Source organism: Aeromicrobium sp. REDSEA-S32_B7, assembly GCF_001626145.1.
Taxonomy (GTDB): domain Bacteria; phylum Actinomycetota; class Actinomycetes; order Propionibacteriales; family Nocardioidaceae; genus Aeromicrobium; species Aeromicrobium erythreum.
This window is the reverse complement of the sequence record NZ_LUNF01000289.1, coordinates 1-12069: the sequence shown is the minus strand read 5'-3', so window position 1 is coordinate 12069 and position 12069 is coordinate 1. Positions and strand designations below refer to the sequence as shown.

The following is a 12069-nucleotide window of genomic DNA, read 5'->3' as shown; positions in this document are numbered from 1 at the left end:
ACAGCGCCGTGGCGCCTACGACCGCGCAGCGCACCGCGCGCGACGGCCAGCACCTCCTCGACGTCGGCGTCGGTCTCGAAGGTGGCCGACGCCGGCAGCCGGTCGAAGTTGCGGGGGGCCCGCGGCGGACGCGCGCGCACCGACCTCAGGTAGACCTTCGTGCGCGGCAGGATGCAGCCGATGAGCGAGACCATCAGCAGCACGTACACCGCGCTGAACCACGGCGACGTGTACGTGTGGAAGACGCCGAGCCGCTCCAGCCACGGCGAGAGGTCGGGGTGACGGGCCTGGAACGCCTCGACCGCGCGGGCGTCGACACCACGCTGCGGCACGACCGAGCCGGGGACCGCCGCGATGGCGAGCAGCAGCAGGAGCAGGAGCGCCGTGCGCATCGACGTCAGCTGGCGCCACGCCCACCGCAGCGTCTCGACCGGTCCGAGCGCCGGGGCGAGCTCCGCGGGCGCGCGGTCCTTGCGGGAGCGGGCCATCAGATCGCCGCCCCGTAGCCGCCGGCCCACGTCTGGAGCTGCACGACGACCGCGTCCCACACGCCCGTGACGAGCAGGACGCCGACGACGACGAGCAGGCCGCCACCGACCCGCTGGAGGGTCTGCTGGTGCCGGCGGGCCCAGCGGACGGCGTGCATGAACCGGCCGAAGCCGAGCGCCGCGAGCACGAACGGGACGCCGAGCCCGAGGCAGTACACGAAGGTCAGGAACGCACCCCGCTCGAGCGTGCCGGAGTTGTTCGCGAGGGTGAGCACCGCGCCCAGCGTCGGGCCGATGCAGGGCAGCCAGCCGAGGCCGAAGAACAGCCCGAGCAGTGGCGCGACCGCGACCCCCACCGCGGGCACCGCGTGCACGCGCACGTCGCGCTGCAGGATGGGCAGCACGCCGCTGAAGACGAGTCCGAGCACGATCACCACGATGCCCAGCACCACCGACATGGCACGGCGGTAGTCGTAGAGCTCCTGCCCGAGCGCCCCGAACAGGGCCCCGCCGGTCACGAAGACCACCGTGAAGCCGAGGACGAAGAGCACCGACCCGAGCAGCAGCCTCGACCGACCCTTCGTCTCGAGGTCCTGCACGCCGACGCCGCTGACGTAGGAGAGGTAGCCGGGCAGCAGGGGCAGCACGCACGGGGAGAAGAACGACACGAGGCCCGCCAGCACGGCGATCGGCACGGCCAGCAGCAGCGACCCCGACAGGACGGTGTCGGCGAACCAGTCGGTCACGAGGTGCTCGCCAGGACGTCGTCGAGGACGCCGGACAGCGTCGAGGCGCGCAGCTCGGGGTCGATGACGCGGGCGGCCACCCGGCCCTTCGCGTCGATCACCCACGTGGTGGGGATGGCCTGCGACGGGAGGCTGTCGGCGAAGCCGAGCTGCTGGCGGCCGTCGGAGTCGACGATGCTCGGGTAGGTCGTGCCGATCCGCTCCTCGAAGGCCCGCGCGGCAGCGGTCTGGTCGCGCACGTTCAGGCCCAGGAACTGCACGCCGCGGTCGGCGTACTGCTGGGCCACCTCCTCCAGCACCGGCGCCTCCTTGCGGCACGGCGGGCACCAGGAGCCCCACACGTTGACGACGAGGGTCTTGCCGGCGAAGTCGGCCGAGCTGATGCGCTTGCCCTCGAGGTCCTCGCCCTCCAGCACCGGCGCGTCGGTGCGGTCCTCGACGGGGACCGACGTGACGAAGCGGCTGGCGCTGACGTAGCCGCCGGTGGAGCCCTCCGTGCCGCGACCGGAGCACGCCGCGAGCACGACGAGAGCCAGGGCGAGGACGACGGCGGCGCCGCGGCGGCGCGAGGAACGACTCACGGCTCAGGCGCCCCCGACGAACTTCTTGCCGGCCTTCAGGGCGTCGGGCAGGAGGTCGCCGGCCGGCTCGGCGTACGTGAAGCCGACGTAGCGGTCGCCGTCGAAGGTCAGGCTGGTCAGGCTGGCGAGCGAGCACTGGCGGGTGCGCGGGTCGTGCACGAACGACTTCTTCTCGTAGGCCTGGCGCGCGATCCACACGGGGAGCTGGTGGGACACGATGACGGCCTCGTGCCCGCGGGCGGCGTCGCGGGCGTCGGCGACGGCAGCCTGCATGCGCGCGGCGATCTCGCGGTACGGCTCGCCCCACGACGGGCGGAACGGGTTGCGCAGCAGCCACCAGTTCTTGGGGTGCAGGAGCGCCTTCGGCTCGGCACCGACCGTGCGGCCCTCGAAGAGGTTGTCGGCCTCGATGACGCGGTCGTCGGTCGTGACCGGCGCCTCGAGCAGCTTGGCCAGCGGGGCCACGGTCTGCTGGGCGCGCTCGAGCGGCGAGGAGACGAGGTGCACGATCTCGTTCGTCGACAGGTGGTCGGCGGCGCGCTCGGCCATCTGGTGCCCGAGGTCGGACAGGTAGAACTCCGGGAGCCGTCCGTAGAGGACGCCCTGCGGGTTGTGCACCTCGCCGTGGCGCATCAGGTGGACGATGGTGCGTTCGCTCATGGGGGTTTCCTCGCGGTGGACGGTGTGCCGTCGGGCTCGGTCAGGCCGGGGTGGCCGCTGCAGCGGCACGCGCCGCGGCGGGCAGGGCCTCGGCCATCCTAGTGAGTGCCTCGTCGTCGTGAGCCGCCGAGACGAACCAGGACTCGTAGGCGCTCGGCGGCAGGTACACGCCGGCGTCGAGCATGGCGTGGAAGAAGGCGGTGTAGCGGTGCGTCTCCTGGCGCTGCACGCCGGCGAAGTCGTGCACGGGCTCGGTCAGGCCCCACACGACGCTGAACATGCTGCCGACGTTCTGCACGACGTGCGGCACGCCCGCGTCGTCGAGCGCCGACGACACGAGCGCCCGGGCCTGGGCGGACCAGTCGTCGAGGCGGGCGTAGGCCGCGTCGTCGGCGAGGCGCAGCGTGGTGAGCCCCGCGGTGGACGCGACGGGGTTCCCGGCGAGGGTGCCCGCCTGGTACACCGGGCCGCTCGGCGCGAGGAGGGCCATGACGTCGGCGCGCCCGCCGAACGCGGCCGCGGGGAACCCGCCGCCCATGACCTTGCCGAACGTGAGGAGGTCGGGACGCCAGCCCTCCTGGGCGCCGTCGAGGCCCCAGTGGCCGGAGCGGGTCACGCGGAAGCCGGTCATGACCTCGTCGCTGACGAGCAGCGCCCCGTGCGCGGCGCACGTCTCGGACAAGAACTGGTTGAAGCCGGGAAGCGGGGAGACGACGCCCATGTTGCCGGCGGCGGCCTCGGTGATGACGCAGGCGATCTCGTCGCCGTGCTCGGCGAACGCCGCGGTGACGGCGTCGCGGTCGTTGTAGGGCAGGACGATCGTGTCGGCCGTGACGTGCGCCGGGATGCCCGGCGAGCCCGGCAGGCCGAGGGTGACGACACCCGACCCGGCCTCGGCGAGCAGGGAGTCGACGTGACCGTGGTAGCAGCCGGCGAACTTCACGACCCGCGTGCGACCGGTGAACCCGCGGGCGAGGCGGATCGCCGACATCGTGGCCTCGGTGCCCGACGTGACCATGCGGACGAGGTCGACGGGCGTCCGGGCGACGATCTCCTCGGCGAGCTCCACCTCCGGCGGGCTCGGCGTGCCGAACGACGTGCCGCGGCCGGCGGCCTCGGTGACCGCGGCGATGACCTCCGGGTGCGCGTGGCCGAGCAGCATCGGGCCCCACGAGCCCACCAGGTCGAGGTAGCGCGTGCCGTCCGCGTCGTGCAGCCAGGCGCCCTGGGCCGACGTCATGAAGCGCGGTGTCCCGCCGACGGCCCGGAAGGCGCGCACCGGGGAGTTCACGCCACCCGGCGACACCTGGACGGCGCGGTCGAACCACTGCTGGGACTGCGGGGTGGAGGACATGGTCACCATTGTCCCGGGTCGGGCCCAGCGCCGGGACGGCGGCAGGGGGCTCCTGTCGTCCGTCAGGCGTGCCGCACGGGCCACTCGGACGTAACCTGAGGGACACATCCGTCGTTGATGAGATGCAGGCCACATCCACGAGGGAGTGGTGGCCGGTAACATCTGGTTACTGTGACCGCCGCCACGGCGGTCGCGGGAGGGACACGAGACGTATGGGAGCACGCAAGCTCAGCCGCTGGCAGAAGGCCAGCGCCCTGGTGCCGATGAGTCTGCTGGTGGTCGCCTGGGGAGCGGCGATCAGCAACACCGGTCTGGCCACGGCCAGCGACCGGGTGAGCGCCGACGACATCCCCGACGTCCCCGCCACCGCGTTCGAGCAGCCGGCGAGCGTGCAGGCAGCGCCCCCGGGCGTCGACTCGCGCGCCGGCGCCAGCGGCACCCTGGCGACGCTGTCGACCAACGGCATCCCGACGGCCGCGCTGTCGGCGTACCGCCGCGCGGAGGAGCTGCTGGGCAAGGCCGACGCGTCGTGCAACCTCCCGTGGCACCTCGTCGCCGCGATCGGGCGGGTCGAGTCCAACCACGGTCGCACCGGCGGCAACGCGCTCGACGCGAAGGGCGTGGCCAGGCCGGGCATCTACGGCATCCCCCTCGACGGTCGCGACGGCATCGCCGAGATCCGCGACACCGACAACGGTGCGCTCGACGACGACGCGGTCTACGACCGCGCGGTCGGTCCGATGCAGTTCATCCCCGGCACGTGGCGCTCGGTGGGCGTCGACGCCGACGGTGACGGCAAGAAGGACCCCCAGAACATCAACGACGCCGCCACGGCGGCCGCCATCTACCTGTGCTCCGGCAGCGGCGACCTGTCGACGCAGGACGGCGCCGCCGCAGCGGTCCGCCGGTACAACAACTCCTCGGAGTACGTCGACCTGGTGCTCGGCATCAGCAAGGCCTACGCGAGCGGCGACTTCACCGCTACCCCGAACGGCACGTCGACCGGCTCGGTGCTGACCAGCCGCTCGTTCGATCAGACCCTCACCCCCGCCGAGCGTCGCGACGCGGCCAAGCAGGAGCAGAAGGTCCAGGAGTCGACGAAGGTGGCTCCGGCGGCACGGGCGGCGGCTCGACCGGCGGGTCCGGTGGCGGCTCCACCGTCGGCGGCACCGTGCAGGGTGCCGTGAAGGACACCCCCCTCGCGCCCATCACGAAGCCGGTGACCGACCTGCTCAGCGCCACCGAGGCGAACCTGCGCTGCGCCGTCGAGGTCTCCCTCCTCCCCGTCGACACCCACGCGGCCCGCTTCAAGGCCTGCATGGACAAGTACACGAAGGGCTGACCCGCCCCGACGACGAACCCCCGGCCGGTGGTCGGGGGTTCGTCGCGTCGGGGGATTTCCCGGAGTCCCCGCGGGTGCGTCGGCACGGCCTGCTGCTCGGGCGGGGCTGCGCTGGCGCGGCTTCTCGTTTGGGTGAGGCTGCGCTGACACGGCTGACGCTGGGTGTGGTCTCCGAAAGGGGCCTCGACCGGGCAGCTGGGTGCGGCGGTGGGTCGGGTTCTCGGGCTGCGGCCCGCGTGGGACGCAAGATTCTGCGTTCGTGCGTCGAGGGGCCAAGATTTCTGCGTTCGCTACGGGATCCCGTCGTCAACGCAGAAGTGTTCGGGCTTCAGCGCGCGAAGGAAGGATCCCTGCGACCCTTGCCCCGCTCAGCGGTAGGCCTGCCATCCCTGCCCCGCTCAGCGGTAGGCCTGCCACCTGTCGAGCGCTGGGAAGGGTGGCAGACCCACCGCCAACGTCGATTGGGTGGCACACCTACCGCTCAGGGGGGGCGCGAACGCAGAATCGTGCCTCCATCCCGAACGCGACCCGCAGCCCGAGACCCTGGACCAGCGACCGCCCAGCCGCCCGGTCGAGGCCCTTTCGGAGACCACACCCACACGAAGCCGCGCCAGCGCAGCCCCACCTCGACCGCGAAGCTACGCCGACGCAGCCGTAGGTCTCCGACGAACCACACCGACGCAGCCGCAGGTCCCTCACAGAGAGCCGAACGCTCAGGCGCGGCGAGCGATCTCGGCAGCCCAGTAGGTGAGGACGATGTCGGCGCCCGCGCGGCGGATGGAGGTGATTGTCTCCGAGACGGTGCGCTCGCGGTCGATCCAGCCCTTCTCGGCGGCGGCCTCGACCATCGCGTACTCGCCCGACACGGTGTAGGCGGCGACGGGCAGGTCGACGGCGGCGCGGATCGACGCGACGAGGTCGAGGTAGGCGAGCGCCGGCTTCACCATGACGATGTCGGCACCCTCGGCGACGTCGAGCAAGGTCTCGCGCAGCGCCTCGCGGGCGTTGCCGGGGTCCTGCTGGTAGGTCTTGCGGTCGCCCTGGAGGGAGGAGTCGACGGCCTCGCGGAACGGTCCGTAGAACGCCGACGCGTACTTCGCGGCGTAGGCGAGGATCGCGACGTCGGTGTGCCCCGCGTCGTCGAGCGCCTCGCGCACCACCGCGACCTGGCCGTCCATCATGCCGCTCGGGCCCACGAGGTGGGCCCCCGACTCGGCCTGCACGACGCCCATCCGACCGTAGATCTCCAGCGTCGCGTCGTTGTCGACGCGACCCTGGTCGTCGAGCACGCCGCAGTGGCCGTGGTCGGTGAACTCGTCGAGGCACAGGTCGGCCATGACGAGCAGGTCGTCGCCGACCTCGTCGCGGGCGTCGGCCAGGGCGACGTTGAGGATGCCGTCGGGGTCGAGCGCCCCGGAGCCGACCGCGTCCTTGCGCTCGGGCACGCCGAACAGCATGACGCCGCCCAGGCCGAGACCGGCCGCCTCACGCACCGCCTCACGGGCCGACGCGCGCGTGTGCTGCACGACGCCCGGCATGCTCGCGATGGGCTTGGGCTCGGTGAGCCCCTCCGCCACGAACATCGGCAGGACCAGCTGCGACGGCTCCGTGCGCGTCTCGCGCACGAGCGCCCGCATGGCGGGCGTCGTGCGGAGACGGCGCGGTCGGTGGACGGGCGGTCGGCCCGGCGACCGACGACCCAGCGACGGTCGGTCCTGGGACGTCACGTCAGGCCTTGCGCCGCGACGACGGCTTCTTCTGCGACGGCTTCAGCACCGGCTCTCCCGCCTCCAGGAAGGCAAGGCGACGGGCGGCACCGAACTCGGCGAGCGCGTCCGCGAGGACGTCCGCCGACGGCTGCTCGGCGAGGACGTCGACCCGCAGGCCGTGCTCCTCCGCCGTCTGCGCCGTGGCCGGGCCGATGCACGCGATGATCGTCGACGCGTGCGGCTTGCCCGCGATCCCGACCAGGTTGCGCACCGTCGAGCTCGACGTGAACAGCACCGCGTCGAACTTGCCGGTCTTGATCGCCTCACGCGTCGGCGCCGGCGGCGGCGCCGCCCGCACCGTGCGGTAGGCGGTCACGTCGTCGACCTCCCAGCCGAGGTCCTGCAGGCCGGCCACGAGCGTCTCGGTGGCGATGTCGGCGCGCGGCAGGAACACCCGGTTGATCGGGTCGAGCAGCTCATCGAACGGCGGCCAGTCCTCGACCAGGCCGCGAGCCGACTGCTCGCCGCTTGGCACGAGGTCGGCGCGGATGCCCCAGGTGCTGATCGCCTCGGCGGTCTTCTCGCCGACGGCGGCGATCTTCAGGCCCGAGAACGCGCGCGCGTCGAGGCCGTACTCCTCGAACTTCTCGCGCACGGCCTTCACGGCGTTCGCGCTGGTGAACGCGACCCACTCGTAGCGGCCCTCGACGAGGCCGCGGACGGCCTTGTCCATCTGCTGGGGGTTGCGGGGCGGCTCGACGGAGATCGTCGGCACCTCCTCCGACACCGCGCCGTAGGAGCGCAGGCGCGCGGCCAGGCCGGCCGACTGCTCCTTCGTGCGCGGCACGAGCACGCGCCAGCCGTACAGCGGCTTCGTCTCGAACCACGACAGCGCCTCACGCATCGCGACGACCTCGCCGACGACGGTGATCGCCGGCGACGTCATGGCCGCGGCCTTCGCGTCCACGGCGATGTCGGCGAGCGTCGACACGACGGTCGTCTGCTCGGTCGTGGTGCCGACGCGGGTCATGGCGACGGGCGTCTCCGGGGAGCGTCCCGCCTCGATCAGGCCGGCGGCGGCCTCACCGATGCGCGCGACCGCCGACAGCAGCACGAGCGTGTCGGTGCCGGCGTGGTCGGCCCAGGTGATGGTGGCGTCGCCGACGCTGACCACGCGGTACTGGCGGTGCGCCTTGTTGGTCAGCGGCACGCCCGCGTAGGCGGGGACGCCGGTGACGGACGAGACGCCGGGCACGATCTCGAAGGCGATGCCGGCCTTCGCGCACGCGGCGGCCTCTTCGGGCGCCGTGGCGTACGTGAACGGGTCGCCGCTGACGAGACGCACGACGTGCGCGCCGGTCTTGGCGTGCCGGACGACGAGCCGGGCGCGCGCGGCGTGGGTGAGGGCGGTGCCGTCCTCACCGACGCCGCCGTCCACGACCTCGACGCCCTCGGGCACGAGGGCAGCCTGGTCGGGCTGCTCGATGATGGCGACGTCGGCCTCGGCGATGAGCTCGGCCGCGCGGACGGTCAGCAGGCTGGCGTCGCCCGGACCGGTGCCGACGAAGCTGACGTGCCCCAGCGGCTTCGGGCTCCGCTTGGGCGCGGGGTCCTGCTTCGCGGGTGCCTCGACGGTGGCGGTGGTGGGTGGTGTCACGGTGTCGGTCTTCTTCCTGGACTGCCGGGTGGTCATGAGGTGGGTCCGATCGATGTGCCGGACGGGGTGTCGGCCATCAGCTCGGACGCACCTTCGGCGAGCATCTCGGCAGCGAGACGTTCGCCGACCGCTGCCGGCTCGCTGAGCGGGCCGGAGGCGGACAGGCGGATGGTGGGTGAGCCGGAGGGGTCTCCGACCACAGCGCGCAGCCACAGCTCGTCGCCGTCGTCTCCCCAGACGACGTCGGCGAGCGCACCGACGGGTGCGCTGCACCCTGCCTCCAGCGCGGAGAGCAGGGAACGTTCGGCGGTGACGGCGGCCCGGGTGTCCGGGTCGTCGAGCACGGCGAGGATCGTAGCGGTCTCGGCGTCGTCGGCGCGACACTCGCAGGCCAGGGCCCCCTGGCCGGGCGCGGGGAGCACCTGGATCGGGTCGAGCACCTCGGTGGCCTCGTCCTCCCGGCCCAGGCGCAGGAGCCCGGCGCGGGCGAGGACGACGCCGTCGAGCTCGCCCGACGTGACCTTGCCGATGCGGGTGTCGACGTTGCCGCGCACGGGCACGATCTCGACGCCGAGCCCCAGCGCGTTGAGCTGTGCGGCGCGACGCGGCGAGCCGGTGCCCACCCGGGAGCCGGGCGGCAGCTCGCCCAGGGTGAGCCCGTCGCGCGCGACGAGCACGTCGCGGGGGTCCTCCCGCGACGTGACGGCCGCGAGGGTCAGGGCCGGGTCGGGCGTCGTCGGCAGGTCCTTCAGCGAGTGCACGGCGAGGTCGACCCGACCCTCCAGCACCGCCTCGCGCAGGGCCGCGACGAACACGCCCGTGCCGCCGATCTGCGTGAGGGGGGCCTGGTTCCGGTCGCCCTCGGTGCTGACCGTCACGAGCTGGACCTCGACACCGGTCAGCTCGGTGATGCGGGCGGCCACCTGCCCCGACTGGGTGGTGGCGAGGGCGCTGGCACGGGTGCCGAGACGCAGGGGGGCGCGGTCGCTCATCCCTTGCCTCCCTTCACCTGCGTGACGGCATCGACCGTGGCGGGGTCGAGCGCGAACAGGTCCGACAGTGCGTCGGCGTACGTGAGACCTGCCGGACCGTCGACCAGCTGCTGCACGCGCACCGTCGGCGCGTGGATCAGCTTGTCCGCGACCCGCTTCAGCGCGATCCTGACCTGCTCGACCTGCTCCGGCGCGAGACCGTCGAGGCGGCCCAGCAGACGCGCCGTCTCGGCCTCCACGACCTCGGTGGCCATGCTGCGCAGCGCCTTCACGGTCGGCGTCACGCGCGACTGGGCCTTGGCGGCCAGGAAGCTGCGCACCTCGTCGGCGACGATCGCCCGCACCTGCTCCACGTCGCCGGCCAGCTCGGCGTTCTCCGAGCGCGCGGCGAGCGTGACCAGGTCGATGACGGTCACCCCGTCGAGCTCGCCCACGCCAGGGGCGACGTCGCGCGGCAGCGCCAGGTCGACGAACACCATCTCCTCGGACCGGCGACCGCCGCGGGCGAGGGCAGCGGCCACCCGGTCGGTCTCGAAGACCGACCCGGCCGCGCCGGTACAGCTGATGACGACGTCGGCGGCCGCCAGCTCGACGTCGAGCGCCTCCCAACGGACGGCGCTCACCCCGAACGTGGCGACCAGCTCGTAGGCGCGCTGGAACGTGCGGTTCGCGACCATGATCCGACGCGGCTCGACACCACGCTCCACGAGCGTGCGGACGGCGAGGCTGGCCATCGTGCCCGCACCCGCCACCAGGAACCGGGTGTCGGGCTCGAGCACCACGTCGCCCACGGCGTCGAGGCCGGCCGTCACCGTCGACGGCGCCAGCCGGTCGATCCCGGTCTCCGCGTGCCCCCGCTTGCCGATCCGCAACGCCTGCTGGAACAGCGCGTTCAGCGCCGAGCCGACCGTCGACTCCGCCTGGCCCGTGTGCAGCGCCTGACGTACCTGGCCCAAGATCTGGCTCTCGCCGAGGATCATCGAGTCCATGCCCGCCGCCACCGAGAACAGGTGCGCGACCGCGGAGTCGTCGTAGTGCACGTACGCGTGCGACACGAGGTCCTCGCGCCCGAGGCCCGCGTGCTCGGCCAGCAGGTGCGAGACGTCCTCCAGGGCGTTGTGGAACCGGTCGGCCTCCACGTACACCTCGACCCGGTTGCACGTGGAGATGACGGCGGCCTCCGTGACCGACGCGGTCTCCAGCGCCCGGTGCGCGAGCTTGACCGCCGCGTCGGTGTCGAGCGACGCGCGCTCCAGCACGTCGATCGGGGCCGACCGGTGGGACATGCCCACCACCAACACGCTCATGCCGACACCTCCGTGGGAAGAGCACGGTACGGACGTGCCGGCACGAGGTGCCCATCGTTCGCGCCCCCGCAAGCGGGAGGTGCCCCCAGCTGGCGCTCGCTCATGCCGTCTCCGCCTTCCGCTGCTCGTGGTACGCGAGGATCTGCAGCTCGACCGAGAGGTCGACCTTGCGCACCTGCACGTGGGGCGGCACCTGCAGCACGGCAGGTGCGAAGTTGAGGATGCTCGTGACACCGGCGGCGACGAGCCGGTCGGCGACCTCCTGCGCGGCCTCGCCGGGCACCGCGACCACGGCGATCGCGATGGCGTGCTCCGCGACGACGGCGTCGAGCACGTCGAGCGGACGCACCTCGACGTCGCCGACCGTGCTGCCCACGCGGGACGGGTCGGTGTCGAGGACGGCCGCCACGCGGATGCCGCGCGGCGCGAAGCCGCCGTAGGTCGAGAGGGCCGAGCCGAGGTTGCCGGCGCCGACGATGACGACGTCCCACGTCTGCGTCTGCCCGAGGCCCCGCGCGATCTGGTACTGCAGGTACTCGACGTCGTAGCCGACTCCGCGGGTGCCGTAGGAGCCGAGGTGGGAGAGGTCCTTGCGCACCTTCGCGGGGTTCACGCCCGCGGCCTCGGCCAGCTCGACCGACGAGCAGGTCGCGGCACCCGCGTCGGCGAACGTCTGCAGCACCCGCAGGTACAGCGGCAGGCGGGCGAGCGTCGCGTCAGGGACGTCGCGGGTCGCCGATGCCGCCGCGGGATCGGGGGTCCCGGTCGGGGTCTCGCGCAGAAGGGTCACGGTGCTCCATCGCGCCGCAAAGGATTCACCCGACGTGGGCGGGCAGCGCACGGATCAGTTTACGAGCTTGTGAACGACGGAACAAAATCGACGACGGGGGTGGGTGGGATTCCTCACACGGGCCGTGGTAGGGCGACGCCGCTCCTCACCGCCCCACTCGCTCGTGCTCAGCGTGCAGGGCGGTCGAGTGCCGCGACCAGCCGGGCCGGCGTCACGCGGAAGAAGTCGTGCTGACGGCCGTCGACGAACACCACCGGCACCATCGCGTGGAAGAGGCGCACGAGCTCGGGGTCGGTGTCGACGTCGACCCGTGCCCAGTCGCTGCCCTGCTCGGCGCAGACCCGCTCGACCTCCGCCTCGGCCGCCTCGCACAGGTGGCAGCCGGCGCGGCTGTACACGACCACCCGGGCGTCGTGAGCGTGCGGCACGGCAGGGGCGTGCCC

General features: G+C 72.9%; 13 protein-coding genes. 2 read left to right on the top strand and 11 right to left on the bottom strand.

The window, feature by feature from the left end; genetic code table 11:
- From A6Q79_RS17015 to hemL, 5 genes are all read right to left on the bottom strand, one after another.
- A partial coding sequence (locus A6Q79_RS17015) for a cytochrome c biogenesis protein ResB (RefSeq protein WP_317698837.1) occupies window positions 1–488 on the bottom strand: 488 nt, incomplete at its 3' end.
- Complete coding sequence (locus tag A6Q79_RS17010) at window positions 488–1195, bottom strand: cytochrome c biogenesis CcdA family protein (RefSeq protein ID WP_236749860.1); 708 nt, start codon at window positions 1193–1195, stop codon at window positions 488–490. The genes A6Q79_RS17010 and A6Q79_RS17015, both read right to left, overlap by 1 nt.
- A gap of 35 nt (window positions 1196–1230) precedes the next feature.
- Window positions 1231–1815 (bottom strand): TlpA disulfide reductase family protein, encoded by a 585-nt coding sequence (locus A6Q79_RS17005; RefSeq protein ID WP_067854550.1) that lies wholly within the window; start codon window positions 1813–1815, stop codon window positions 1231–1233.
- 3 nt (window positions 1816–1818) lie between these two features.
- Window positions 1819–2475: a histidine phosphatase family protein gene (locus A6Q79_RS17000; RefSeq protein WP_067854547.1), complete on the bottom strand. Its 657-nt coding sequence runs from the start codon at window positions 2473–2475 to the stop codon at window positions 1819–1821.
- Between the two features lie 40 nt (window positions 2476–2515).
- Window positions 2516–3829 carry a glutamate-1-semialdehyde 2,1-aminomutase gene (gene hemL / locus A6Q79_RS16995; protein ID WP_286689718.1) on the bottom strand — a complete coding sequence of 438 codons (1314 nt, stop codon included), beginning with the start codon at window positions 3827–3829 and terminating at the stop codon, window positions 2516–2518.
- A gap of 212 nt (window positions 3830–4041) precedes the next feature.
- On the opposite strand from hemL, the gene A6Q79_RS16990 reads away from it, so the two are divergent.
- Both A6Q79_RS16990 and A6Q79_RS16985 read left to right on the top strand, forming a co-directional pair.
- Window positions 4042–5016, top strand: coding sequence for a lytic murein transglycosylase (locus A6Q79_RS16990; protein ID WP_317698836.1), 975 nt, complete (start codon window positions 4042–4044; stop codon window positions 5014–5016).
- Entirely contained in the window at window positions 5013–5171 is a 159-nt protein-coding gene (locus A6Q79_RS16985; protein ID WP_317698835.1) for a hypothetical protein, read from the top strand. The genes A6Q79_RS16990 and A6Q79_RS16985 overlap by 4 nt, the downstream gene beginning before the upstream one ends.
- A 713-nt stretch (window positions 5172–5884) precedes the next feature.
- Here the strand turns inward: A6Q79_RS16985 and hemB are convergent.
- The 6 genes from hemB to A6Q79_RS16955 all read right to left on the bottom strand — a co-directional run.
- Window positions 5885–6898, bottom strand: a complete 1014-nt coding sequence (gene hemB, locus A6Q79_RS16980) for a porphobilinogen synthase (protein WP_286689720.1) — start codon at window positions 6896–6898, stop codon at window positions 5885–5887.
- A gap of 1 nt (window position 6899) precedes the next feature.
- Window positions 6900–8573 carry a bifunctional uroporphyrinogen-III C-methyltransferase/uroporphyrinogen-III synthase gene (locus tag A6Q79_RS16975; RefSeq protein WP_286689721.1) on the bottom strand — a complete coding sequence of 558 codons (1674 nt, stop codon included), beginning with the start codon at window positions 8571–8573 and terminating at the stop codon, window positions 6900–6902.
- Window positions 8570–9529 (bottom strand): hydroxymethylbilane synthase, encoded by a 960-nt coding sequence (gene hemC, locus A6Q79_RS16970; protein ID WP_067854531.1) that lies wholly within the window; start codon window positions 9527–9529, stop codon window positions 8570–8572. Before hemC ends, A6Q79_RS16975 begins: the two co-directional genes overlap by 4 nt.
- A complete protein-coding gene (locus A6Q79_RS16965) occupies window positions 9526–10836 on the bottom strand; it encodes a glutamyl-tRNA reductase (RefSeq protein WP_067854528.1) in 1311 nt (436 codons plus the stop codon). The genes hemC and A6Q79_RS16965 overlap by 4 nt, the downstream gene beginning before the upstream one ends.
- Before the next feature lie 100 nt (window positions 10837–10936).
- A complete protein-coding gene (locus A6Q79_RS16960; protein WP_083516218.1) occupies window positions 10937–11626 on the bottom strand; it encodes a redox-sensing transcriptional repressor Rex in 690 nt (229 codons plus the stop codon).
- A 167-nt stretch (window positions 11627–11793) separates the two neighbouring features.
- Window positions 11794–12069, bottom strand: a 276-nt coding sequence (locus tag A6Q79_RS16955; protein ID WP_317698834.1) for a glutaredoxin family protein, incomplete at its 5' end; no start/stop codon positions are given.

Coding starts and splice junctions, on each gene's coding strand:
- A6Q79_RS16990 (WP_317698836.1), top strand. CDS start 4,042: ATGGGAGCACGCAAGCTCAGCCGCTGGCAGAAGGCCAGCGCCCTGGTG.
- hemC (WP_067854531.1), bottom strand. CDS start 9,529: ATGAGCGACCGCGCCCCCCTGCGTCTCGGCACCCGTGCCAGCGCCCTC.
- A6Q79_RS17000 (WP_067854547.1), bottom strand. CDS start 2,475: ATGAGCGAACGCACCATCGTCCACCTGATGCGCCACGGCGAGGTGCAC.
- hemL (WP_286689718.1), bottom strand. CDS start 3,829: ATGTCCTCCACCCCGCAGTCCCAGCAGTGGTTCGACCGCGCCGTCCAG.
- A6Q79_RS16975 (WP_286689721.1), bottom strand. CDS start 8,573: ATGACCACCCGGCAGTCCAGGAAGAAGACCGACACCGTGACACCACCC.
- A6Q79_RS16965 (WP_067854528.1), bottom strand. CDS start 10,836: ATGAGCGTGTTGGTGGTGGGCATGTCCCACCGGTCGGCCCCGATCGAC.